Origin of the sequence: Pectinatus brassicae (assembly GCF_014201835.1) — a bacterium.
Lineage (GTDB): Bacteria > Bacillota > Negativicutes > Selenomonadales > Selenomonadaceae > Pectinatus > Pectinatus brassicae.
In genome coordinates, this window is the sequence record NZ_JACHFH010000014.1 from 23,837 (window position 1) to 48,414 (window position 24,578).

Genomic DNA, 24,578 nt, shown 5'->3' on the forward strand with positions numbered 1-24,578 from the left:
ATGGCAAAGATTGATGAAGCAAAAGAAATGTATGGGAAAATGGGAGTCGATGTTGATGCAGCTTTGGAAAAATTAAAAAAAGTACGTGTATCAATGCACTGCTGGCAGGGCGATGATGTATTAGGCTTTGATTCTACTGAACTTACTGGTGGTATATCTACTACCGGCAATTATCCGGGACGGGCATCTAATCCGGCAGAACTTATGAGTGATATTAAAGAAGCATTATCACTTATTCCTGGTGATCATAAATTGAACTTGCATGCATCCTATGCTATCACTAAGGAAAAAGTAGATAGGGATAAACTAGAACCAAGACATTTTAAGGATTGGGTCGATTTTGCCAAGGAAAATAACTTAGGACTTGATTTTAACCCGACATTTTTCTCCCATCCTAAAGCAGCAGATAATCTTACATTATCTAATCCCGATAAAAGTATTCGCGATTTTTGGATTGAACATGGCAAGGCCAGCCGCAAAATAGCAGCTTATTTTGGCAAAGAATTATCAATAACAGCTTTAAATAATATCTGGGTGCCAGATGGTTATAAGGATGTACCAGCTGATAAAATTGGTCCACGCCGCCGCTTAAAAGAAGCACTTGATGAAATATTCACGGAAAATTATGATGAAAAATATATGCTTGATAGTATTGAAGGTAAAGTATTTGGTATCGGTGTAGAATCATGTACTGTAGGTTCGCATGAATTTTATATGAATTATGCTGCCAAAAATAATAAGATGTGTCTGCTTGATACAGGTCATTATCATCCAACAGAAGTTGTATCTGATAAAATTTCCACAATGCTTCTGTTTAATGAATATTTGGCATTGCATGTAAGCCGCCCAGTTCGTTGGGACAGTGACCATGTAATTTTATTTGATGATGAACTTAAAGAAATAGGCAAGGAGCTTGTTCGTTGTGATGCCTTAAATCGTGTATTTATAGGTCTTGATTTCTTTGATGCCAGTATTAATCGTGTAGCTGCATGGGTTATTGGTATGCGCAATATGGAAAAAGCGATATTATATGGATCGTTAATGCCACATGCAGCTTTGAGAAAAATGCAGGATAATGCTGATTTCACTGAACTTATGGTGACCTTGGAAGAATTAAAAACCTGTCCGTTTGGCAGTGTTTGGGATTATTATTGTGAAATGCAGAATGTACCACAGGGAAAAGCCTGGTTTGACGAAATAAAAAAATATGAACAAGATGTTTTAGCAAAACGCCAGAAGAAAGTATTACTGGCAGTTTAATAAAAAATGAGGGATAAAATTGGCTATAACAGATAAAGAATTTATGCAGGGCTATATTCGCCTGACTGATGATGCGTTTAAAAAAGGCTGGCATGAAAGAAATGGCGGTAATTTCAGTTATCGTATAAAAAAACAGGAATTGGAAGAAATACTGCCGTCATTAAAACCAGCAGTGGAGTGGCAAGTTATAGGTGCAGCTGTGCCTAATCTGGCCGGAGAATATTTTGTAGTAAGCGGCAGCGGCAAATATATGCGCAATGTTATTTTGGCACCAGAAGATAATATCGCTGTAATAAAAATTGACGAAAAAGGCGAGAATTACAGCATTGTATGGGGATTGGAACATGGTGGACGTCCTACCAGTGAGCTGCCTACTCATTTAATGAACCATGCTATAAAAAAAGAAATTACCAATGGGAAAAACAGGGTTATTTATCATGCTCATCCAATAAATGCAATTGCTTTAACCTTTATATTACCGCTTACTGCTAAAGCTTTTACCCATGAATTATGGGAAATGATGACAGAAGTTCCCGTTATATTTCCCGAAGGAATCGGTGTTGTTCCCTGGATGGTACCAGGCGGCAAAGCAATAGCTGATGCCACTGGTGAACTCATGAAAAAATATAATGCTGTTATTTGGGCGCATCATGGAGTTTTTTGTGCAGGTCAGGATTTTGATGAAGCCTTTGGTTTTATGGACACAGTAGAAAAAGCAGCAGAGATAGCTGTAAAGGTCATATCTATGGGTGGAAAAAAACAAACCATCAGCGATAAGGGTTTTCGTGACTTAGGTCGGGAATTTAATATTGCTTTAAATGAAGAGTTTCTTGATAAATAAAAAAAATATTTGCTGGCCGTAATAATACGGTCAGCAGATAATCGCTATAATACTAAAATAAATATTTACAAAAAAATCAGAAAAAATACTCATATAAAAATTTTATTAATTAAATATATATTATATAAGTGAGGGAGAAATATGGAATATACAGAACCATCACCTTGGAAAAAAACGATATTGGCGGCGATGACAAGTTATATTGATGCAGGTTCTATAGTAGCCGGAGCTGCCGGACTAAGTTTATGGCAGTCTTATCTTGGGATGGATGGCTATCAGATGGGAGCCTTGGCAGCATTATCATCAAATGCTGGCTCGGCAGCTGTCGGGGCACTTATCGGTGGGCGAATTTGCGATAAATACGGTCGTAAATTTGTTTATACGTATGATTTATTGATTTATATAATCGGTATGCTGTTTATTGTTTTTGGCGTTAATTATCCAATGCTTTTGACTGGTTATATTATAGTTGGGCTTGGGGTTGGGGCTGATATTGTGGCATCATGGACACTTATTGCCGAAGAAGCCCCAGCGGAAAACAGGGCTAAGCATTGCGGTTCAGCCCAGTTTGCCTGGGCGCTTGGGCCAGCAGTTGTTTTGCTGATATCAGCATGGATTAATCAGTTTGGTATTATTGGCAATAAGATTGTATTTGCTCATTTGATAGTGGTGGCAGCCTGGGTATGGTATCAGCGCCTTAAAATGCCGGAATCAAAAGATTGGCGCGCTGCCAAGGAAGCGGAAGAAAAACTTATTGCTGATGGAAAGGTAGAAAAAGTTTCTTATAAAACACTTTTATCGGGTATAAATTTAAGAACAGTATTATTTTTATGCGGTGTTTATTCTGTATGGAATTTATGTGCCAGCACTTGGGGCTTTTTCATGCCATATATTTATGAACATGTAGGTCATTTATCCAATAGTATGTCACAGATAATGTCTGTTGGTTCATTTGTAATATCTTTTATTGAAACATATTTTATTTTTATGCAGTTGGGTGACAAGGTAAGCCGTCGCACCTTATATATGATTATTGGTGGTATTTATGTTATTGGCTGGGGTGTATGGGTGTTGCCGCCAACCATGCTCAGTATGTGGATGTTGATTATGTTTACCGTATTTGCCGGGATTAATAATGGTTCAGGTCAGCAGGCTTTTTATCAGTTGTGGTGCTCGGAATTATTCCCCACTAAATACCGGGCTACAGCACAGGGACTTACTTTCTTTATTACACGTATAGCAGCAGCGATTTGGGGCTTTAGTGTACCGATTATCATGCAGACACTGGGCTTTAGATATGCAGCCATGCTGATGGTAGCATTTGCCTTTATCAGCTGGATTATTGGAACTATTGGCGCGCCAAATACCAGTGGCAAAACATTAAAAGATATAGAAATAGAACGTTATGGACATTTAGTTAAATAATAAAGGAAGCTGATAAAATGGAACGATTTGCCTGGAAAGCTATGATAAAAGATGGTAAATTACAGGAATATAAAAAGCGTCATGATAATATCTGGCCGGAAATGAAAATTGTATTAAAAGATGCCGGTATAAAAAACTATACAATTTGGAATGTTGGCAATGAAGTTTTCGGTTATTTTGAATGTGACAAAGGTGTACAATATGCTGAAAAGTATCAGGCAAAAAGCGCAGTTGTCGACAAATGGAATGAATATATGAAGGATGTAATGACAATGGAAATGGATACGGAAACTGGCGCTCAGCCAAAAATGCAGCAGGTATTTTTTCTAGAATAGATAAAATATCCCCTTCAGTTATCCCCAAAAATAACCACAGTCGACATGGCTGTGGTTATTTTATTAGGCAGGGATATATTAGTTATGTTATAATTATATACATATATTTATATAATTTTGTATTTTGAAAAAATAATATAAAGGGGATGAAAAATATGATGTATGAATTAGAAAATGAGTATATAAAAATTCAAATAAATAGTTTAGGAGCAGAATTACGCTCTTTGATTTCTTTAGAAAATGGTCGGGAATATATGTGGTTGGCCGATCCGGCATATTGGAAAAGAACATCACCAATATTATTTCCATTGGTGGGCAGATTTAAAAATAATCATTTTACATATGAGGGTAAAAATTATAATATGAGCCAGCACGGCTTTGCCAGAGATAGGCAGTTTGAATTATTGGATTCTGGTAATAAGCATAAAATAGCATTGGTATTAAATAGTGATAGCCTGACATATGAGAATTATCCGTTTAACTTTAAGCTTATAATTGAATATGAACTGATAGGGCGTAAAGTGCAGGTTCGTTGGCGTGTAATCAATATGGATAATAAAATAATGCATTTTTCAATTGGTGCACATCCGGCATTTATGTGTCCGATTGATGAAGCAGATATGTGTAAATTGCAATTTAATATTAAAGATAATTTGCAATATAAACTATTGGGCAAGGATTCACTGCTGCTGGATAAAGTTTACGATTTGCCTTTGATAGAAGGAAAATGGCAGTTTACAAAAGATGTATTTGCTTATGATGCTTTAGTTTTTGAAGATTATCAGATTAAGGAAGTTGCTATGCTGGACAATAATGATAAGCCGTATCTTACAATGCATTTTGCTGCACCGGTAACAGGTATTTGGTCACCGCCTAATAAAAATGCACCATTTATCTGTATTGAACCATGGTATGGTCGTTGTGACAGTGATAATTTTTCTGGCAATCTAGGTGATAGAGAATATGGCAATAGCATAGCTGGTGGAGCTGAATTTGCTGCTCATTATGATATTGAGATTTATAGTTAAAAAAATCCCGCTGTATTAATTACAGCGGGATTTTTGATTATTTGGCAGTAATATTAGTGGCCTTTTTATAAATAAAAACACACAATAAGAGATAAAGCAATAAGCCAATGTAAGTAGCTGCCGGGCTATTGCTCCAAACTGTTTGAAAATAATTGCAGCCGAAAATACGTAATATGGCACTTAGAAGACTGCCGATAGCACCACCAGCAATAAGGCCGGAAGCAATAGTTTGTCCTTTGCTCAGGCGCAGAGAATTTATGACACTATCTTTGCTGCTGTGCGATACAAGGTAAGAGATAACACCGCCAACCAACAAAGGTGTATTTATTTCCATTGGCAGATATGCGCCTAAAGCAAATGCTAATGGTGGTACTTTCATCATCCATAATACTATAGCCATAAAAGCACCGGCTAAATATAACGGCCAATGAGCGCTACCGCCATCCATTAATGGTTGTATAATTGCAGCCATGGCATTAGCCTGAGGAGCATGCAAAGCACCTTTGCCAACAAAACCATAGGCTTGGTTTAATAAAATGATAACACCAATAGATAATATTGCTGTCATTGTAAGAGAAACAAGCTGCCATTGCTCCATTTTACGCGGTGTAGCACCTAATAAATTAGCTACTTTTAATTCTGACATAAAATTGCCAGATACACCAAGTGATGTACATAAAAAAGCAGCCATCATAAGCACGGCAGTAATGCCGCCGCTGCCATGCATACCAGCCTTGCCTAATACCACAGAGGATATAATAAGCATAAAAATAGTCATGCCTGATACCGGTTCACTGCTAGTAAAGGCAATGGAGCTGATACCTACAATAGAAAATAGCATGGTAAAGGCAGTAATAATAATAAGTGCTAGGATAGTCTGTAATATAGTTTGGGCAAAATATAAATGGAAAAAAGCGGTAAAAAGTATAACGATGGCTATAGCACCACCGACAATGGCGGACATTGGTAAATCCTGCTGTGTACGCAGAAGTTTTGCCGATATTTTATTAGACGATTTAAATAATTCACTGAATACATTTTTTACGACATGCAGCATTACTTTAGACATAGATACAAGACCAATGATGCCAGCCATAGCCAGCATGCCAATCCCAATATGACGGACGTATTCAGAGAAAACAGCAGTAATGGGAGCATTAGCTAACAATATTGTTTTGCCATCAACAAGCATTTGATGGTCACCGCCAAGGTAATAAATAATCGGAATACATACCGACCAAGAGAAAAAAGAACCAGCGGTTATTATAGCCGCATAACGTAGACCAGTAAAATATCCAATACCAAGCAGGGCTGTTTCGGTATCAAGACTAAACATTAATTTTGTTTTAATAGCAAGCTGGGTGCCCCAGCTGGTGGCTGTTGTAGATATTACTTCCTGCCACCAACCGAAGGTATTGAGGATAAAATCGTAAATAAGAGCGATAATACTGCTGCCAATCATTAATTTGACTTTGCTTTTTTCGTTAGAGGTTAAAACTTCAGCAGCGGCCTGTCCAGCAGGAAAGGGATAGATATCAGCTCGTTCTTCACAAAAATAAGAGCGAAAAACTGCGGCAATAAGTACGCCTAAAAGACTGCCGAGTACAATGGGAACGGCCAGCTCAAAATAGCTTAGATTATCATTGCCTAATATGTAAAAAGCAGGTAAGATAAACATGGCGCCGCCAATGCCATTGGTACCAGCACTGGCTATGGCTTGAATATGTATATTTTCCGGAAAGGCATTTTTGCGTTTCAACATAGCGGCAACACCCATGGCCATAGCTGATACAGGGGCAAATGCATCTACGGTCTGACCAATTTTTAGACATAGATAACCAATGGCCAAGGCAAAAATTGCCGCATAGAATAGTCCCCAAAAAATAACATAGGCATTTATTTCCTGATATTCTTTATGGGGAGATAGAAATTTTTTGTTTTCTGACATAAAACTCCTCCAGTATGCAACAGATGCACTATTAGTAAAGTGTACTGTTAATAAAATGTAAAGTATATATTTTATTATACTTTATAAATGCTAATAAAACCATAAAATTATACTATATTAACGGCATATAATATTTAAACGGAGATATTATGAAAAGGAGCTTTTATATTAATCTATATTGATTTTAATTATACATTCTATTATACTGATTTAATAAGATATAGACAGTGATAGCTAAGAAATTTTGTTGAAAAGATATAAAAGATAATGGAGTAGATTACTTAATGATTTTATCTGACGGAAAAATTGCTCATTCCTATATTGTACAGGATATGTATTTGGAAGAAGATATTGAGCGCCGCTTAGAAATGCTGGGAATGACAACAGGAGTAATGCTTACAATTTTAAATAAAAAACGTTGTGGAGCTATTATATTGAAAGTGCGTGGAACACGTTTTGCATTGGGGAGACAAATTGCTGCAGGCATAGAGATTGGAGAAATAAATAATGAAAAATGATGTGCATGTAGCATTTATCGGCAATCCTAATTGTGGTAAAACGACCTTGTTTAATGCTTATACCGGAGCCCATTTGAAAGTTGCTAATTGGCCGGGTGTAACCGTTGAAAAAAAAGAAGGGGCATTAAAGTATCATAACAATCAATATAAATTAGTTGATTTGCCGGGAATATACAGCTTGACCTCATATACGATGGAAGAACGATTGTCGCGGCAATATATACTGGAAGATGAAGTTGATATCATTGTTGATGTAGTCGATGCTTCTTCTTTAGAGCGCAATCTGTATTTAGCCCTGCAATTAATCGAGCTGGGAAAACCGCTTATTATTGCTCTCAATATGATGGATGTAATTGAAGAACGCGGTATGGATATAGATCTGCATCGGCTGCCGGAAATGCTCGGGGTACCGGTTATTCCGGTATGCGCCCGCCGCAAAAAAGGTCTGCAGATTCTATTACATGCAGTAGCTCATCATAAAAATCATCCGCGTAAGGACAGTATTGAACACCAACATGAAATAAAGGAACAAAAAAGCCGACATCGTCATAATCATCATAAGGATACTGTAGTAGTCTATAGTGATTGGTTGGAAGATAAGATTGACGCTATTGAAAATGCCTTATGGGAAAAGTATGGCAGCATAGAAAATCCACGCTGGCATGCCTTGAAGTTATTGGCCTATGATGAAGAAATAATGAATAAATATCCTTTGGAAATACCTGAAATTATTGATAAAAGTTATGAAAAAGAAATTATAAAACAAAAATATGATTTTATTGAAGAAATAATTGAAGAAGTATTATTCAACAAGGACAAAGAATCACAGAGCACTGACAAAATAGATACTGTTTTAACGCACCGTTACTTGGGAATGCCGGTTTTTTTAGCAATAATGGCATTTATATTTTTTCTGACATTTACTATTGGTGATTTTTTCCAAGAGTGGATAGTGCAGGGGATTGATATAACTGCCGGAGTTTTACAAAATTTACTCACAAGCATAAATGTCAGTCCCGTGATAAATTCTTTGCTTATTGATGGGATAATTGCTGGTGTGGGCAGTATATTGGCATTTTTGCCTAATATATTTATTTTGTTTTTGGCGTTAGCCGTACTGGAAGATAGTGGATATATGTCGCGGGTAGCCTATGTAATGGACGGACTTATGGGGAAAGTAGGTTTATCAGGGCGGGCATTTATTCCGTTGTTATTGGGTTTTGGCTGTAGTGTACCAGCAATAATGGCTTCACGGGCGCTGGAAAATCCGCGGGATCGTTTAAAAACAATATTAATCACGCCATTTATGTCCTGTAGTGCGCGTCTGCCAATCTATATTCTATTTTCGGGCATGTTTTTTGGTGACATGGCAATGTATGTGGCTTTTTCATTATATGTAGTTGGTATAATTGTAGCCATTGCTTTAGCGCTGTTATTCTCTCGTATTGATAAAAGTAAGAGCAGTAATACATTGCTTATTGAGCTGCCGGAATATAAGACACCTAATGTTCTATCAATTTTTATTTATGCCTGGGAAAAAGTAAAGTCATATTTATCTAAGGCCGGAACGACTATTTTTGTGGCATCATTATTGATGTGGTTCATTTTACATTTTAATATGAATGGAATGGTCACTAATATTAGTGACAGCTTTGGCGCTTATATTGGCAAAGCCGCAGCACCGTTGTTATCTTTAGCTGGGCTTGATGTATGGCAGCTGGTAGTGGCATTATTGTCAGGGATAGCAGCTAAGGAAGTTGTTGTTTCAAGTGTCAGCATATTATATGGTGTGTCTGATATAAATTCGGTAATGGGCACGAGCAGCGTTGTAAAACAATTGGCTAATGTCGGTTTTACCCAGCTTAACGCTTATGTACTAATGGTTTTTTGTTTGTTATATACGCCTTGTATAGCCAGTATAGTGACAATAAAAAAAGAGACTGGCAAAATAAGATGGGCAGTATTTTCAGTATTTTTTCAACTATTTGTAGCTTGGTTTATAGCTGTTATATTGTATCAGTTTGGAAGATTATTACTTAGATAATAAAAAAGCTGTAAACAATGTCAGAAGGCATTGTTTACAGCTTTTTTTACATAAAACTAAATAACAGCATATATATGGGAATGGTGATAATTGATGCTACAGTGGTTAAAGAAACAATGGTGGTGGCATATTCAACATCGGCTTTATACAGACTTGAGAGAAGTACTGTTTGTATCATTGCTGGCAGCGAAGCCATGATGATAAAATCCTTTAACATAAGTGTTGGTATGGGAAAAAATGAAGCTACAATAAAAGTAATAAGGGGTGCAATAATAAAACGACCAAATAAAACACCGTTTAAATCACGATTAAAAGAGATTTTTCTAAAATTCATTGAATATAATGTAGCCCCAATAAAAATAAGCGCTACCGGCGTGGTCATATTGCCGAGATATTTAGCCGTATCCATTATAAAAGCTGGTAATTTTATATTTAATAGGATAAAAAGGATAGCGAGTAAAAAGCCGCATATGGGGGGTGAAAATATTTTACGCAAGGTAGCAAGTGTTAAATAATCACGCCAGCAGGACTTTTTATTGGCATCAGATTGAATGAGGGCATTACCTAATGACCAGAATAGTGTAGTATTGGCAAAGAAAAATAATAAGGCATAGGGGACAGCGTCCTGACCGAATAAGGCTACTGTAACAGGGATGCCGACAAATATAGAATTGGAATTAGTAAAAGAAGAACAAAAGGTACCGCGGTGATTTTGGCGGATATCTAATAAGCGAACCAGTAAAAAACTGATGAGAAAGCAAATGATCATGGCAATAAAAGGAATAGCTGCCCCGGAAATTAAATGCAGCAGTTTATCTTTGCTGAAAGTAGTAGTCAAATTATATATAAAAAAGAGCGGCAGGGAAATATAATTAACTAATTTAGGCAATAATGATTTATTGTCTGGAGTTATCCATTGTTTATAAGCCATAAAATAACCGGCAAGTCCCATTAAAAGCAGTGTAAGTACGCCGGCAATGGCATGTAAAAAAACAGTCAAAATAATGACCTCCTAATATATTCACTATTATCAATGAAAAATAGTATAACATAATGGGATAGTAGCGTCTAGCTTGATTCATATATACTTTTGGCAAAGTAAATAAAATAATAGCTCCCACTTTAAAAAAGCGGGAGCTATTATTAAGCTGTCCATAAGTCACTAATATGATCAAAGATATTATAGCAAAGAGATTTGATATTAAAACCCTTAGGACTTGGGCTATCAGCAACAACAGGAATTTCTGCCACTTTTTTATTATCATAAAAAAGATCAACAGTTCCTACTTTATCACCGGTTTTTATGGGAGCATCAACGTAGCGGGGAATATTCATTTTTATAGAGTATTCTTTGTTATCCTGACCACTGATAATAGGATAGTTTATATCCTCAATTGGAGTAACATTGATAGTAGCGTTTTTACCATCATGAACATGAACGGTATGCATTAAATCAGTTTTACGATAACCATCTTTTAAAGAAACTTTTTTAAAGCCGTAATCGAGCAATTCCCTGGCAGCGGTAAATCGGTCAGCAGCATCTTCTGTATGCATTACCACAGCAATCAAGGTTACACCATTAACAGTTGCAGAAGCTGCCAGGCAGCCGCCAGCATCGTCGGTATAACCGGTTTTTATGCCGTTAGCGTAAGAATATGTCCATAATAGATGATTAGTATTATCAAAGGTAACAGTTTTATTAGGGGAAATCCAATGAATAGCTTTTTCTTTAGTATTCACTATTTGGCGAAAATCCTTATTGCGATAACAATAGGCAGCTATTTTAGCAATATCACGTGCCGTGGAATAATGCTGGGGATTGGGCAAGCCATTAGGATTGACAAAATGTGTATTTACAGCACCAATTTCCTGGGCTTTTTTATTCATCAAAGCAACAAACGCGGGGACATTGCCGCTTATAGCATCGGCTATAGCTACAGCTGCATCATTGCCGGAAACAAGCATCATGCCTTGGCGTAGTTCATCCATGCGCATAATATCGCCTTTTTCTAAATATAAGGAAGAACCATCAACGGCAGCAGCCTCATTAGAAATATGGACAATATCATCGGGACGGGTCATTTCTAATGATAAAATAGTAGTCATCATTTTAGTCATGCTGGCTGGATATTCACGGGCATCGGCATTTTTTTCAAAGATAACCCGACCAGTAGAGGCTTCAATTAAAATGGCTGATTTAGCAGTAAGACCATATTCGGGTGGTGTATTAATATTAAAAACAGACTGGGCAGAAACCGGAACAATATACAAGCAGAAAAGTAATATGGTGAAACTCAAATAGCGAAAAAAACGCACGAAAATCCCTCTTTTTTAATTATTATCTTGCAGCTGACCTAAAACAAACATAGTAGCACGGCTTTTACAATATAGATTATTCTTATCATCTTCAATAGAACATTCGACAACAATAGTTTGACGTCCATTATGAATAATTTTAGTTTTGGCGTAGATAGTTATGCCAAAAGGAACAGCCTTAAGCATATTGCTGTTAAAGTCAAGTGTTACTACTCGTTTATTTAAACTAAGACAGGCTGCGCCAATAGCAGTATCTGCCAATGACATAATGACGCCGCCATGGGCGATATTATAGACATTGGTATGGCGCTTTTCTATTTTTAGGCTTAATAATATTTTATCAGATGAAATATTATTAATATTTATGCCTAAATCATTGGTAAATGGATTGTCGTTATAAAATGCTTTTATGGCATCTTCCAATGAACAATTATTTAAATGTGAAACGAATTTTGTCATAGTAATTTCTCCAATGAATTTAGTTCTTGTCTGCACAAGCAAATACTAATAATATAGCAAAAATATTTTAACATTATACACCTTAAAAATATAAACCTCAATATAAATATAAAAAAAGTGGGATATTTTTTATTTAATCAATCATTTTTAAACCGCATTTTTCCATGAGTTTTTTTGCTTCAACGTATTCGGCAATACCTTTGGCTACCATTTTCGCATCTTTCATGGCTTTTACTACAGTTGCCGGGCCATTGACAACATCACCACCGGAAAATACGCCGCTGCGCATAGTCATGCCATAAGGATTGGGACGCGTTTTTACATATCCGGCTTTATCTACTTCAATACCCTTAGTAGAACCGATTATACGACTGGCAGGACGTTGCCCGATGGCAATTATTACTTTATTAGCAGGGATAATGGTGGACTTTTCTGTTATTATAAGATTTTTGTCTTTGCCAGGATCGTGGACAATATTACAGCGAAGTCCGGTAACAAAATATTCGCCGATTAATTCCATGGGGCTGCGTAAAGAAATTATATGTACACCTTCATCACAGGCAGCTGATACTTCTGACGGCAAGGCGGCCATTTCTTCAGCGCGATTACGATTTATGATAGTTACCGAAGCTGCTTCGCGGCGTACGGCAGTACGGGCGGCATCAATAGCAGTATTGCCGGCACCGATTACCACGACGTTATCACCACTATGAATAGGAACTTCAATACTGCTGATGCTGCCTTGATTAGCCAAAGAAACCATTTGGAGAAAATAAGTGGCCTGCATTACACCGGGCAGTTTTATTCCCGGCAGAGGCAGAGATTTAGCTAAGGCATTACCTGTTCCAATAAAGACAGCATCAAATCCATCGGCAAATAATTTATCAATAGTAAGACTTGGACCAATCATGGTATTTAATTTAAATTCTACGCCTAGATTGGCTATTTTTTTCACTTCACGACGAACTACCTGTTTGGGAAGACGAAATTCTGGAATACCGTACATCAATACACCGCCAGCTTCCTGTTGGGCATCGAATACAGTTACGGAAAAACCAATTTTGGCTAAATCCCCAGCAACGGTGAGACCAGCTGGACCAGAGCCGATAACGGCTATTTTACCAGCCTCTTTCTTTTTTATTATAGCAGCGGTTAAGGAGAGTTCTCCATCCATATCGGCAATAAAACGCTCAATTTTGCCGATTTTTATGCCCTTGCCGCGTTTATTTAAAATGCAGGCGCCTTCACATTGTTTTTCATGCGGGCAGACGCGGCCACAGACAGCCGGTAAATTACTGCGATGGGCAATAATTGTACTGGCTAGACCTAAATTGCCATTAGCCATGGCCTGAATAAAATCAGGAATTTCATTTTCAATCGGACAACCGGTACGACAAAGAGGTTTATTGCAATTGAGACAGCGTTTTGCTTCTATAATTGCTTCGCGCAGGGTAAAGCCTGTTGGATCATATTCGATAAATCTTCCTAAATTTTCCAAAATACTTCAATCCTCCCTTATTTTTCCAATTGTCTTTATTATAACAGTTTTATTGTTATTTATTTAGTGTTTTCTGGAAAGATAAAACTAAATGTCGTACCTTCATCAAGTTTACTGGCTACCTTTATATCAATGTCATGGCGGGTGGCTATTTGTTGGGCAATGGCCAGACCCAAGCCGGTACCGTTTTTATTGCGTTCATTATTGACTTTATGAAAACGGTCAAATATATGGCCTAATATGGAATCATCTATGCCGCAGCCATGATCCTTTATCTGCAGGCAGATATTATTATCAGCAGTAAGCTGCATCTCGATAATACCATTAGCTGGCGAAAATTTAATGCCGTTATCAAGCACAATAATTATCATTTGGCGTAAACGGCCATAGTCACCGGTAAATTCAGTAGGTGGTATAGCAATATCGTTTTTGATAGCAATTTGTTTGGCTGCGGCAAAAGGACGCATAGCGCGGGCGGCATCATTAATTAAATCATTTAAGATAAATTTTGATTTTTCAGTTTTAAAATCAGGATTTTGCAGTTTGGATAATTCCAGCATATCATTGACCAAACGTTCTAAATAAATGGTTTCTTTGAGCATTTGCTGGTGATACTCTTTTTGTTTTTCGGGGTCTTTAATAACGCCGTTAGTAAGAGCCTCGAGTGATGCCCGTAATACGGCAACAGGTGTGCGTAATTCATGGGAAACATTAGCAGTGAATATACGGCGTGCTTTATCAATGCGGCCGCTTTCTTCAGCAGCGGCGGCCAGTCGTGTACCCATTTGTTCGAGGGAAATGGCCAGATCACCTATTTCATCAGAATGATGTATGTCTGTTTTATTAGTATAATTGCCGTCAGCAATAGCTAAGGCAGTTTGTTTCATTTTACGCAGCGGATTGGTAAAGTAATAGGACAACAGCAGCGAGGCCGGCAGAGATAAAAACATAGCCAGTAAAGAGCTAATGCCAAGCAGTTTTATGACGTAAAAAACCGAGGTATCAAGCTGGCTGATAGGTGCATGCATAAGGACAGCACCAACATAGTTCCCTTGGGCGTCTTTAATTGGGGCAGCAGCTGTGGTAGCAGGAGTGCCTAGTACACTGCTGAAGCTGTTGGCAACAATAGTTTCACCTTTTAACGCTTTATTTATAACATCAATGCCGCCGGTAGGCAGATCATTGTATTCAACAGGTTTATGATGTCGGTTATTGCTTATAAGAAATTGATGGTTATTGTTTATAATCCAGATATCGCACATATCCATCTTATTGAGTAATTTTATATAGTAGCCCAATGCTCGATAATAAGGCAGCTTAGGATCGATAGGGGGGGGGACAGTCATGTTCATATTCGAATTTGAATCCATCATCCCCATATGATTTTGTTGCGAATGCAGATAGGGGGGAGGGGCATTAGCCGGAATATCATCCTGTAAAAATAAGCCGATAGTATTAGCAATCGTAACAACTTTTTCTTTAAGATCATTGCGATGGAGTTCAATTGTTTGTTTATTGAAAAAGAAATAGAAGAAACTATTGATTATAAGCATAAAAATGAATAGGAGAATAGTGAAAAAAGCAAATAATTTATAGACAATTTTAATTTTCATTTTCTGCGGCTTCAAATTTATACCCTACCCCCCAAACTGTTTTTATCATTTTTCCATAAATACTTTTGGTGTTTAATTTGGCACGCAGTCGTTTGATATGGGAATCAACTGTGCGGGTATCACCAAAATAATCATAGCCCCAAATACTGTCAAGCAGATTATCACGCGAAAATACTTTGCCGTAATTTGATGCCAGCAGCCATAATAGCTCAATTTCTTTTTTTGTAAGCGATATATCAGTATCCTTGACACTTACAGCATAACTGTTAAGGTCTACCGTCATATCATCGTATTTTAAGATATGTGTCTTGTCAGAAGACGATGTGTCTAAGCGGCGTAATACGGCACGAACTCTAGCCATTACCTCAGCTGGTGAAAAAGGTTTAACAATATAATCATCAGCACCGATATCAAGTCCCATTATGCGTTCGAAATCTTCGCCGCGTGCTGTTATCATTATTACGGGAACATTAGAAGTTTTTCTGATATCGCGGCAGACGGCAAAGCCATCTTTATGGGGCATCATAATATCAAGTAATACGATATCAAGTTTTTCTTTATTGAATATTTCAGTGGCTTCTAATCCGTCAGCAGCAAAAAAAACATTAAAATCTTCCTGCCGGGCATATTCTCCTAAAACTGTGGCAATTTGTTCATTATCTTCAGCAATCAGCATATTTTTCATAAGTATATCCTTTCTTTTATTAGATAAATTAATAAATATTTCTCGAAATTGTAATATATACCTTAGTAATGTATTTATCTTATACCTTTAATTTAACAGATTCTTTAACAAATAAATAGTAGCAAACAAATATGTTTTTTTTATGGTATGAAATAATGAGTATTTAATGGTATTGTCATTATTTTGTCATAAATAATTGCTAATATAAATTTAGTAATTTATGGAAATGAGGTTTGGTGATGGCTGGAAAAAAAATTATTATAATTTTAGCAGTGGTTTTAGGAATCGTGATGGCATCAATTACAGCATTTGCGGCAACGGCAGCTGAGGTACAGCAGGCACAAATAGTATCGCAGCTGACAAATCGCTCAGTAAATAGTGTTTTGCAGGAAAGCTACCAGACTAATAAAACCTTTGGACAAATTGCCGATGAAGCAGGGAAAAAGGATGCATTTAGAGAAGAATTAACAAGCAATAAGAAAAATATTGAACAGAAAAAAATTCTTAGCGGACAAATTTGGGGAACAAAAGCCCGGTTGCAGGTAAATGAAAACTAAATAAATGATAATCATAATTATTAGTCGTTAGTTTTAATGGTTTATAAACATATAATATTAAAAAGCGTGACAAATAGTAAGTTATGAATTATAATATAGTAAATAATTTATATATATGAGAGGGGGATCTGTCATGGCAATAATTCATGCAGATAAAGAACTTTTTGATAAAATGATGGCGGAAAAGAAAACATTTTTGGTGGACTTTTTTGCAACATGGTGCGGCCCATGCAAAATGCTGGGACGTGTATTTGAATCGATTGAGGCCAAGGGTGAAGTCGATGTCGATATTGTAAAAATCGATATCGATCAGGAAATGGAATTAGCACAAAAATACAATGTGGAAGTTGTACCTACATTATATTTTATAGCTAAAGGTGAAGCCGTAGGTACTATGAGTGGTTTTATTCCTGAGGATGAACTTGTAAAAAAATTAAAAGAACTAAAATGAAATGTTGAGTGATATTATGGAAAATAATAATACTTATGATATTGTCATAATTGGTGGTGGACCTGCTGGTATGACTGCAGCCATATATGCCAGCAGAGCTGGCTTAAAAGCTGTGGTACTTGAAGCTGATGCCCCAGGCGGTAAATTGGTAAAGACTTTTTCTATTGAAAATTGGCCGGGGATAAAAACAGTAAATGGTGCTGATTTAGCATGGTCAATGTATGAACAGACTGTAGCGCTTTGTCCGGAATTTGTCTTTACCGAGGCTGTCGATATTATTGACAAAGGTCAATTTAAGACAGTTATCTGTAAAAATGGCAAGGAGTACCAAGGCCGTGTAGTCATAATTGCGTCAGGTACGATTGAACGCTTGATGAATATTCTTGGTGAACAGGCTTGTATTGGCAAGGGCATAAGCTTTTGTGCTGTTTGTGATTCTGCCTTTTATAAGGATAAGGAAGTTATTGTTGTTGGCGGGGGGAACTCAGCATTAGAGGAGTCAATTTACCTTACGCGTGTAGCAAAGAAAGTTACGATTATTATTCGGCGCGATGTATTTCGTGCTGATGAGTCAGTACAGCAGAAAGTATTAGCTAATGATAAAATAGAAGTTATTAGAAATAAACTGCCACAGGAAGTGCTGATAAAAGATGGTCGGGCTGCAGGCTTAAAAATAAAGGATGCCAATACTGGCGAAATGCAGGACATTTATGCTGATGGTATTTTCCCCTATATTGGCAATGACCCTATAACGAATTTTGCCAAAAATGTTGATATTACCGATGATAAAGGTTATATTGTCGTCGATAATAATATGGCAACTAAAGTTGCCGGCATCTATGGTGCTGGTGATGTCTGCAAAAAATTTCTCCGCCAGATAGTAACTGCTGTTAATGATGGAGCAATTGCTGTTCAGGCAGCAGAAAAATATTTAGAAACATTATAAAGAATGGGGTAGCTATATATAAACTGCCCCCCAATAGTTAGATCTAAAAATCTAACTATTGGGGGGCAGTTTTTTTTACTGATTTATATTTTTTAAGGCTTTATGCAGTCGCTTTAGGGTTTCTTCTAAGACTATAGTTGGGCAGGCAAGATTTATTCTTTCAAAGCAGTCGCCTTCTGTGCCAAAAATATAGCCTTCATCGGCAAAAATATAGGCTTTTTGCTGCATGAATTTTTCCAATTCGTCTTTGTCCATATTAAGGGCATGGCAATCCCACCATTGCAAATAAGTGCCCTCGAGATTAATAACTTTTATCTTTGGAATATATTTTTGCAGAAACTTTTCGCAGAAGTTTTTATTATAAACAATTAATTCAAGAAACTCATCCAGCCATTGTTCACATTCATTATAAGCAAGTTCACAGGCCTTGTAGCCCATGCTGTTCAAAATACCATAGCCGGCTTTTCTGGCAGTCTTTATGAATTTTTTACGCAGTAGGGGATTTTTTATTATTATATTTGATACCTGTAGTCCGGCAATATTAAAAGTTTTGCTTGGGGCTGTACAGATTATGCAATTGTCAGCTATTTGGTTATTTATAGTGGCAAAAACATGATGTTTATAATCAGGCATGATTATATCTGAATGTATCTCATCAGATATAACTAATACATTATGGTGCAGGCAGATATCGGCAATTTTCTCCAGTTCTTCTTTAGTCCAGACACGGCCAACGGGATTATGCGGACTGCATAATAAAAGGACTTTATTGTTGTGATCAGCGGCTTTTTTTTCAAAATCTGCAAAATCGATATAATAATGATTATCTTTGTTAATCAATGATGTTTTTATAATTTGCCGGTTGTTTTTTTGTATGGAATTAAAAAAAGGATAATAAACAGGGGTCATAACGATAACGCCATCATGCTTTTTGGTAAAAGCGCGCACAGCATTAAACAGAGCAGGAATTACTCCTGGGGAAGGGAGAATCCAATCATTTTCAATATGCCAATTGTGACGGCGCTGCATCCAGTTGGATACGGCAGTAAAATAATTATCTGTTGGCAGGCTGTAACCTAATGAAGCCTTATGCAAAAAATCCTGCAGGCCGGTAAGTATTTCTGGTGGAGTAGATAATTCCATATCAGCAACGGACAAGGGCACAATATTATCGGGGATATCAGGATTGGCTTTATTCATCATCAGCCATTTGCTTGACCCAGTAGCTTTTCTATCTATTTTCGCAGTAAAATCATACATAGCAGAACCTTCTTTCGTTTCTTGTGAATAAATGAAATATAATTGTAGTTTACTATTTAAGCAAGAAAAATGCTACTAGGGGATTAGAATATAAATAATAGCAGATAATTGCTTGCATTTATAAATAATAATAACTTAATATAACAAAAAAAATCTATGCAATGATAATTAAAAAATATAATTCGTAAGCAAAAATAATATTAAAACAAGAAAAGTATCTGATTTTTGTTAAATAATTATATACTTTATGTAAATTTTTACTGGTAATTTTCTTGTGTATTCGGTATAATTTAATAAGTGCAGCATAGCTGCAATAACTAAATTATTTTTTTAAAGGGGATAGACTCATGGAAAAAACATTAACTATTGAAAACAAAACAGGATTACATGCTCGTCCAGCATCAATGTTTGTTCAGACTGCTAACAAATTCAAAGCAAAAATTAAATTAACTGCAAAAGGCAAAAGCGTAGATGCAAAAAGCATTCTTATGATTATGAGCCTTGGTCTTCAACAGGGTACTGATGTTACTATCAATGCTGATGGTGAAGATGCACAAGCAGCATTAGATGCATTAACAGACCTCGTTAAATCCAAATTTGGCGAAGAATAATAATATTATTATTTAACGGTAAAAGAGCCCCAAGGAGGTCTACTAATGTCAATAAAATTACGAGGCAAAGGCGTTGTTGCTGGAATTGTCGTAGCGAAAGCTATAACTCTTGAACAAGATTTAGATAAATATATTGCGTTATACGAACCCGGAACTGCTGATGAAGAAATCAGCAAAGTAAAAAAAGCAATTAGCGAAGTTGCCGAAATACTGGCAGAAAACGTAAAAACTCTTACCGAAAAAGAAATGCCAGAACAAGCCGGCATAATGGAAGCACATCGTGTCATGGTACAAGACCCGATGCTTCTTGATAATGCTGTTGCTAAAGCTGGCGAACTTAAATCAGCACCAAAAGCAGCCTTGGCTGCAGCTAAGGAATCAGCAGCTATTTTCGAAAATATGGATGATGCCTATTTCCGTGAACGTGCTGTTGATATCCGTGACGTAGGTAAAAGAGTAGTACGTCAAATATTGGGGCTTAAAGGACCAGATATAGGGTCTGAACCGGTTATACTTTGTGGGCATGAAATAGAACCATCAGTTATTGCTAATGTGCCGGCAGAACTCATAGCTGGTGTTGTATTAGGTCAGGGAAGTACAACCTGTCATGCTGTTATTATTGCCAAAGCCAGAGCAGTTCCTACTGTAGTTGGCTTAGAAGCTAACTTAAAGGATATAAAAACCGGTGATGAATTAATCCTTAATGGGGAAACTGGTGAAGTATACGTAGCACCGACTGAAGAACTTATAGAATCTTTTAATGAACGTATCAAAGAACAGGCTGTAATGAAAAAACGTTATGCCGAGCTTACTTCCCTGCCAGCAGAAACTACTGATGGCCATAAAGTTATGCTTGTTGCTAATATCAGCACACATCTTGACGTGGAAGCTGCTGTTACTAACTTTGGTGCTGAAGGTGTTGGACTTTTCCGCTCAGAATTCTTATTCATGGGTAAAAGCGAAGCACCAGATGAAGAAACTCAGTTCCAGGCCTATAAAGATGCAGTAGAAAAATGCGATGGCAATTTATGTGTTATCCGTACTATGGATATCGGTGGTGATAAACCATTACCATATCTTAATATTCCTAAGGAAGAAAATCCATTTTTAGGCTGGCGTGCACTTCGTATCTGCTTATCACGCCGTGATATCTTTATGCCGCAGGTAAAAGCTATTTTACGTGCAGGTGTATATGGTAAAGCTGCAATAATGCTGCCTATGGTTATCAGACTTAGTGAAATTGATAAGGTTAAACAAATCGTTGCTGAAGCTAAAGTATTATTGGCACAGGAAAATAAACCGTTTTCCGATAGTGTTCAATTAGGGATAATGGTAGAAACTCCAGCAGCTGCTGTAATGACACCAATATTTGCCAAACATGTTGATTTCTTCAGTATCGGGACTAATGACCTTATTCAATATACTCTGGCGGTTGACCGTGTAAATAGTAATGTAAGCTATTTATATGATCCGTTTAATCCTGGTGTATTGGCACTTATCAAACGTACCATTGATTCTGCCAATGAAAATAAAATTTGGGCTGGAATGTGCGGCGAAATGGCCAGTGATCCAATGGCAGCTGTAATACTTATGGCTATGGGGATAACTGAACTCTCAATGAGTGCACCATCTATTCCGCGCGTTAAAGAATTGATTCGTAAAGTAAGTATGGCTGAAGCTAAAGAAGCTATGAATAAAATCATGGAAATGGAACATGCTTCAGATATTAAAGAATACTTGCAGGAAAAATTCGGCAGCAAGAAATAAAATAGTTAAAGTATATGAATGATGAAAATACGCAAATAGCATATGGTAAAGAGCAAAATATAAAAATTGATCTAATGCAGATGATCAATGAAGGGCGCAGTCCTTATGAGATAATATTTCATATCGCCGAATATTTGGAAAAAATATCGGGAGAAGCTGGATATGCTGGCAATGTGCGTGAATGTATTAATTCTATTTATGGACTTGGTTTATCTGATGAAAAACCATTGACTGATGAACTTGAACAGATACATAAACGTTGTAAAAAGCTGGAAATAGCCTTAGATGAAGTGGATAATGAGGAGATTAAAAAGCGCATTGGTTTTGCTGTAGAGCACCATAAAAAGTATGCTGCTTTTTTAGAGGAAAAAATAAAAAAGAATACTATATAATTATTTATATTAATTAACTTAAATAAATGTGAAAAAAGGCAGATTGTTATCTGTCTTTTTTTTATGTTTTTATAGTAAGATAAAGGAAAATAGTCATAAAAAGCGTATTATAATATTAAGATCATAATATTATGATAACAATAACAATAAATAATAATTATTACTTAATAATTCATTGCATTTTTATCCAGAAAAATCTATACTATATGTCAGATATGATATTTTATTTAGATGGGGAGGCTGTACAAATGGATGTTATTACACTATCGCGTTTGCAATTCGCGATAACAACTATCTATCATTATTTATTTATTCCACTGTCTCTGGGGTTATCTTTGCTTGTGGCAATATTGTCAACGCTGTATTTAAAAAATGGCAATGTTGTTTATAAGCAGCTGGCGAAATTATTTGGTAAATTATTTATTGTGTCTTTTGCCATGGGCGTTGTTACCGGTATTGTCCAGGAATTTCACTTTGGGATGAACTGGTCAGAATACTCAAGATTTATGGGCGATATTTTTGGGGCGCCATTAGCCTTAGAAGCTCTGACGGCATTTTTTCTGGAATCAGTATTTTTAGGTGTATGGATTTTTGGAGAAAACCGTCTGCCCAAAAATTTGCATTGTCTGTCAATCTGGCTGGTAGCTTTAGGTAGTAATCTGTCATCTTATTGGATTTTGGTTGCCAATTCTTTTATGCAGCATCCAGTAGGCTATGTTATAAGAAATGGCCGGGCTGAAATGGCAGATTTTACGGCATTATTGACTAATCCGTATGTATTTGGGCAGTTTGCCCATGTTTTTACATCGGGACTAGTTACTGCTGGTGTTTTAGTTGTAGCAGTAAGTGCCTATAAATTGCTTATAGGCCGCAATGTAAATATATATAAAACAGGTATAAAAATTGGTTCACTATATGCGGTAATAGGTTTGTTTGCAGTTATGGGAACAGGTCATTTACATACGCAGTATATTGGGCACAACCAGCCGATGAAGCTGGCTTCGATGGAAGCCTTATGGGAAAATGAAGATCCGGCAGGTTTCACGTTATATGCTAATATTGATGTAACAAATCAAAAAAATACTAATCAGATAGAAATTCCGTATGCTTTATCATTTATGCTTAACAACAAGCCCTCTGGAGAAGTTAAAGGCATAAAAACCCTACAGGCACAAGAAGCTAAAGAATACGGTCAGTCTGATTATGTGCCTAATGTAGAGGCATTATTTTGGAGCTTCCGTATAATGCTGGCCTTGGGTGGTTTGATGCTTTTCTTAATGTTGGTAACGTTATATTTAAGTGTTACTAATCGTCTTACAGAATATAATACCTGCTGGCTTAAAATTCTTGTAGCCAGTATAATTTTACCATTTATTGCTAACAGTACAGGCTGGTATATTGCCGAAGGTGGTCGTCAGCCATGGATGGTTGAAGGACTGCAAAAGGTATCACAGGCTGTTTCACAGAATATAACGACAACAGAAGTTTGGATATCGATGATAGGATTTACTGTAGTATATGCATTATTAGCTGTAGCCGCAGTATTTGTTGCAGTAAAAATCATTAAAAAGGATATTACTGCTGAAGAAAGGAGCGGTTTATAATGGAATTACAGATTATCTGGTTTATTCTTGTAACAGTATTATTCACTGGCTTTTTCTTTTTGGAAGGTTTTGATTATGGTGTAGGCATTCTTTTGCCGTTTGTTGCTAAAAATGATTTAGAACGCCGCATGTTTATCAATAGTATCGGGCCGGTCTGGGATGGCAATGAAGTGTGGATGATAACGGCTGGTGGAGCGATGTTTGCGGCTTTTCCCCATGTATATGCCACGATGTTCAGCATGTTTTATATGGCCTTGTTTTTGATGCTGGTAGGCCTTATTGTACGCGGTGTTTCTTTTGAGTTTCGTGGTCAGCATGATAGTGATTGCTGGCGGAAATTATGGGATAATTTGATCTTTGTGGGCAGCATTTTACCAGCTTTTTTATGGGGCGTAGCTGTAGCAAATCTGATGAAGGGTTTTATGATAAACAGTGATAAGATTTACATGGGAACTTTCTGGGATTTGCTTTCTGTATATACTTTAGTTGGCGGTATAACGTTTGTGCTGGTATTTGCTTTCCATGGTATTACTTATTTGTCATTAAAAATTGATAAAGAATCAGTTTTATTGCCGCGGCTGCGTTTAGTGGGGACATGCTTAGGGGGAACTGCTGCTATTTTTTACCTTATCTGTATGGCGATGACATATGCTGATACTGATATGTATAAATCATCGTTGTCTTTAGGCTTGATGGTATTAGCGGCTATTGTATTTGTTCTGGCGATTATTGCTCGTTATTATAATAGATGTATTTGGGCCTTTACAGGCAGCTCCTTGGCAATTATCTGTACAACAGCTGCTGTATTCGCCGGATTATTTCCACGTATATTGATTTCCACCATGAATCCCGAGTGGAGTCTTACGGTGACAAATGCTTCATCATCACCGTATACTTTGTCGATAATGACAGTGGCGGCATTTATCTTTGTGCCAATAGTGTTGATTTATCAGGGCTGGGTATACTGGATTTTTAGAAAGAGAGTAACAGCCAAGGACTTAAAGTATTAATAATATTAAA

General features: G+C 36.8%; 23 protein-coding genes. 15 read left to right on the plus strand and 8 right to left on the minus strand.

Annotated features, from left to right (window positions below):
- From HNR32_RS06590 to HNR32_RS06610, 5 genes are all read left to right on the plus strand, one after another.
- Entirely contained in the window at positions 1–1,260 is a 1,260-nt protein-coding gene (locus HNR32_RS06590; protein WP_183860923.1) for an L-rhamnose isomerase, read from the plus strand.
- A 19-nt stretch (positions 1,261–1,279) separates the two neighbouring features.
- On the plus strand, positions 1,280–2,101 hold the full coding sequence (gene rhaD / locus HNR32_RS06595; protein WP_183860925.1) for a rhamnulose-1-phosphate aldolase: 822 nt from the start codon (positions 1,280–1,282) through the stop codon (positions 2,099–2,101).
- Positions 2,102–2,242: 141 nt separating this feature from the next.
- A complete protein-coding gene (locus HNR32_RS06600; protein WP_183860927.1) occupies positions 2,243–3,526 on the plus strand; it encodes an MFS transporter in 1,284 nt (427 codons plus the stop codon).
- 17 nt (positions 3,527–3,543) lie between these two features.
- The gene (locus HNR32_RS06605; protein ID WP_183860929.1) at positions 3,544–3,861 is read left to right on the plus strand and encodes an L-rhamnose mutarotase; all 318 of its coding nucleotides are present in this window, start codon (positions 3,544–3,546) and stop codon (positions 3,859–3,861) included.
- A 155-nt stretch (positions 3,862–4,016) separates the two neighbouring features.
- Positions 4,017–4,889, plus strand: coding sequence for an aldose 1-epimerase family protein (locus HNR32_RS06610; RefSeq protein ID WP_183860931.1), 873 nt, complete (start codon positions 4,017–4,019; stop codon positions 4,887–4,889).
- A gap of 37 nt (positions 4,890–4,926) precedes the next feature.
- On the opposite strand, the gene HNR32_RS06615 is transcribed toward HNR32_RS06610, so the two are convergent.
- Positions 4,927–6,837 carry an OPT family oligopeptide transporter gene (locus HNR32_RS06615; protein ID WP_183860933.1) on the minus strand — a complete coding sequence of 637 codons (1,911 nt, stop codon included), beginning with the start codon at positions 6,835–6,837 and terminating at the stop codon, positions 4,927–4,929.
- A gap of 284 nt (positions 6,838–7,121) precedes the next feature.
- Here HNR32_RS06615 and HNR32_RS06620 point away from each other — a divergent pair, with 284 nt between their 5' ends.
- Together HNR32_RS06620 and feoB are read left to right on the plus strand one after the other, a co-directional pair.
- Positions 7,122–7,355 (plus strand): FeoA family protein, encoded by a 234-nt coding sequence (locus HNR32_RS06620; protein WP_183860935.1) that lies wholly within the window; start codon positions 7,122–7,124, stop codon positions 7,353–7,355.
- Positions 7,345–9,399, plus strand: a complete 2,055-nt coding sequence (feoB, locus tag HNR32_RS06625) for a ferrous iron transport protein B (RefSeq protein WP_183860937.1) — start codon at positions 7,345–7,347, stop codon at positions 9,397–9,399. The genes HNR32_RS06620 and feoB overlap by 11 nt, the downstream gene beginning before the upstream one ends.
- A 46-nt stretch (positions 9,400–9,445) precedes the next feature.
- Here feoB and HNR32_RS06630 read toward each other — a convergent pair whose 3' ends face one another.
- The 6 genes from HNR32_RS06630 to HNR32_RS06655 all read right to left on the minus strand — a co-directional run bounded on the left by HNR32_RS06630 (position 9,446) and on the right by HNR32_RS06655 (position 15,970).
- A complete protein-coding gene (locus HNR32_RS06630) occupies positions 9,446–10,399 on the minus strand; it encodes an AEC family transporter (protein WP_183860940.1) in 954 nt (317 codons plus the stop codon).
- A 143-nt stretch (positions 10,400–10,542) separates the two neighbouring features.
- Positions 10,543–11,715: a D-alanyl-D-alanine carboxypeptidase family protein gene (locus HNR32_RS06635; RefSeq protein WP_183860942.1), complete on the minus strand. Its 1,173-nt coding sequence runs from the start codon at positions 11,713–11,715 to the stop codon at positions 10,543–10,545.
- Between the two features lie 15 nt (positions 11,716–11,730).
- Positions 11,731–12,174 (minus strand): PaaI family thioesterase, encoded by a 444-nt coding sequence (locus tag HNR32_RS06640; RefSeq protein WP_183860944.1) that lies wholly within the window; start codon positions 12,172–12,174, stop codon positions 11,731–11,733.
- Between the two features lie 133 nt (positions 12,175–12,307).
- Positions 12,308–13,672: an NAD(P)-dependent oxidoreductase gene (locus tag HNR32_RS06645; RefSeq protein ID WP_183860946.1), complete on the minus strand. Its 1,365-nt coding sequence runs from the start codon at positions 13,670–13,672 to the stop codon at positions 12,308–12,310.
- A 59-nt stretch (positions 13,673–13,731) separates the two neighbouring features.
- On the minus strand, positions 13,732–15,300 hold the full coding sequence (locus tag HNR32_RS06650) for a sensor histidine kinase (RefSeq protein ID WP_183860948.1): 1,569 nt from the start codon (positions 15,298–15,300) through the stop codon (positions 13,732–13,734).
- A complete protein-coding gene (locus HNR32_RS06655; protein ID WP_183860950.1) occupies positions 15,275–15,970 on the minus strand; it encodes a response regulator transcription factor in 696 nt (231 codons plus the stop codon). Before HNR32_RS06655 ends, HNR32_RS06650 begins: the two co-directional genes overlap by 26 nt.
- Positions 15,971–16,209: 239 nt before the next feature.
- On the opposite strand from HNR32_RS06655, the gene HNR32_RS06660 reads away from it, so the two are divergent.
- The 3 genes from HNR32_RS06660 to HNR32_RS06670 all read left to right on the plus strand — a co-directional run bounded on the left by HNR32_RS06660 (position 16,210) and on the right by HNR32_RS06670 (position 17,924).
- The gene (locus HNR32_RS06660) at positions 16,210–16,527 is read left to right on the plus strand and encodes a hypothetical protein (protein ID WP_183860952.1); all 318 of its coding nucleotides are present in this window, start codon (positions 16,210–16,212) and stop codon (positions 16,525–16,527) included.
- Positions 16,528–16,660: 133 nt separating this feature from the next.
- Entirely contained in the window at positions 16,661–16,978 is a 318-nt protein-coding gene (trxA, locus tag HNR32_RS06665) for a thioredoxin (RefSeq protein WP_183860954.1), read from the plus strand.
- 1 nt (position 16,979) lies between these two features.
- The gene (locus tag HNR32_RS06670; RefSeq protein ID WP_221300577.1) at positions 16,980–17,924 is read left to right on the plus strand and encodes an NAD(P)/FAD-dependent oxidoreductase; all 945 of its coding nucleotides are present in this window, start codon (positions 16,980–16,982) and stop codon (positions 17,922–17,924) included.
- Between the two features lie 75 nt (positions 17,925–17,999).
- Here the strand turns inward: HNR32_RS06670 and HNR32_RS06675 are convergent, their stop codons facing one another.
- Entirely contained in the window at positions 18,000–19,184 is a 1,185-nt protein-coding gene (locus HNR32_RS06675; RefSeq protein ID WP_183860956.1) for a MalY/PatB family protein, read from the minus strand.
- A gap of 347 nt (positions 19,185–19,531) precedes the next feature.
- Between HNR32_RS06675 and HNR32_RS06680 the strand changes: the two genes are divergently transcribed.
- The 5 genes from HNR32_RS06680 (at position 19,532) to cydB (ending at position 24,568) form a co-directional block, all read left to right on the plus strand.
- Positions 19,532–19,795 carry an HPr family phosphocarrier protein gene (locus tag HNR32_RS06680; RefSeq protein ID WP_183860958.1) on the plus strand — a complete coding sequence of 88 codons (264 nt, stop codon included), beginning with the start codon at positions 19,532–19,534 and terminating at the stop codon, positions 19,793–19,795.
- A 45-nt stretch (positions 19,796–19,840) separates the two neighbouring features.
- A complete protein-coding gene (ptsP, locus tag HNR32_RS06685; protein WP_183860962.1) occupies positions 19,841–21,562 on the plus strand; it encodes a phosphoenolpyruvate--protein phosphotransferase in 1,722 nt (573 codons plus the stop codon).
- Positions 21,563–21,576: 14 nt separating this feature from the next.
- Entirely contained in the window at positions 21,577–21,954 is a 378-nt protein-coding gene (locus HNR32_RS06690; RefSeq protein WP_183860964.1) for a hypothetical protein, read from the plus strand.
- A 248-nt stretch (positions 21,955–22,202) separates the two neighbouring features.
- Positions 22,203–23,558: a cytochrome ubiquinol oxidase subunit I gene (locus HNR32_RS06695; protein WP_183860967.1), complete on the plus strand. Its 1,356-nt coding sequence runs from the start codon at positions 22,203–22,205 to the stop codon at positions 23,556–23,558.
- Positions 23,558–24,568 (plus strand): cytochrome d ubiquinol oxidase subunit II, encoded by a 1,011-nt coding sequence (gene cydB / locus HNR32_RS06700; RefSeq protein WP_183860969.1) that lies wholly within the window; start codon positions 23,558–23,560, stop codon positions 24,566–24,568. Before HNR32_RS06695 ends, cydB begins: the two co-directional genes overlap by 1 nt.
- The last annotated feature ends 10 nt before the right edge of the window (positions 24,569–24,578 follow it).

Coding starts and splice junctions, on each gene's coding strand:
- HNR32_RS06615 (WP_183860933.1), bottom strand. CDS start 6,837: ATGTCAGAAAACAAAAAATTTCTATCTCCCCATAAAGAATATCAGGAA.
- feoB (WP_183860937.1), top strand. CDS start 7,345: ATGAAAAATGATGTGCATGTAGCATTTATCGGCAATCCTAATTGTGGT.
- ptsP (WP_183860962.1), top strand. CDS start 19,841: ATGTCAATAAAATTACGAGGCAAAGGCGTTGTTGCTGGAATTGTCGTA.
- HNR32_RS06680 (WP_183860958.1), top strand. CDS start 19,532: ATGGAAAAAACATTAACTATTGAAAACAAAACAGGATTACATGCTCGT.
- HNR32_RS06660 (WP_183860952.1), top strand. CDS start 16,210: ATGGCTGGAAAAAAAATTATTATAATTTTAGCAGTGGTTTTAGGAATC.
- HNR32_RS06640 (WP_183860944.1), bottom strand. CDS start 12,174: ATGACAAAATTCGTTTCACATTTAAATAATTGTTCATTGGAAGATGCC.
- HNR32_RS06610 (WP_183860931.1), top strand. CDS start 4,017: ATGATGTATGAATTAGAAAATGAGTATATAAAAATTCAAATAAATAGT.
- HNR32_RS06690 (WP_183860964.1), top strand. CDS start 21,577: ATGAATGATGAAAATACGCAAATAGCATATGGTAAAGAGCAAAATATA.
- cydB (WP_183860969.1), top strand. CDS start 23,558: ATGGAATTACAGATTATCTGGTTTATTCTTGTAACAGTATTATTCACT.
- trxA (WP_183860954.1), top strand. CDS start 16,661: ATGGCAATAATTCATGCAGATAAAGAACTTTTTGATAAAATGATGGCG.
- HNR32_RS06620 (WP_183860935.1), top strand. CDS start 7,122: ATGATTTTATCTGACGGAAAAATTGCTCATTCCTATATTGTACAGGAT.
- HNR32_RS06670 (WP_221300577.1), top strand. CDS start 16,980: ATGTTGAGTGATATTATGGAAAATAATAATACTTATGATATTGTCATA.
- HNR32_RS06605 (WP_183860929.1), top strand. CDS start 3,544: ATGGAACGATTTGCCTGGAAAGCTATGATAAAAGATGGTAAATTACAG.
- HNR32_RS06695 (WP_183860967.1), top strand. CDS start 22,203: ATGGATGTTATTACACTATCGCGTTTGCAATTCGCGATAACAACTATC.
- HNR32_RS06655 (WP_183860950.1), bottom strand. CDS start 15,970: ATGAAAAATATGCTGATTGCTGAAGATAATGAACAAATTGCCACAGTT.
- HNR32_RS06590 (WP_183860923.1), top strand. CDS start 1: ATGGCAAAGATTGATGAAGCAAAAGAAATGTATGGGAAAATGGGAGTC.
- HNR32_RS06675 (WP_183860956.1), bottom strand. CDS start 19,184: ATGTATGATTTTACTGCGAAAATAGATAGAAAAGCTACTGGGTCAAGC.
- HNR32_RS06600 (WP_183860927.1), top strand. CDS start 2,243: ATGGAATATACAGAACCATCACCTTGGAAAAAAACGATATTGGCGGCG.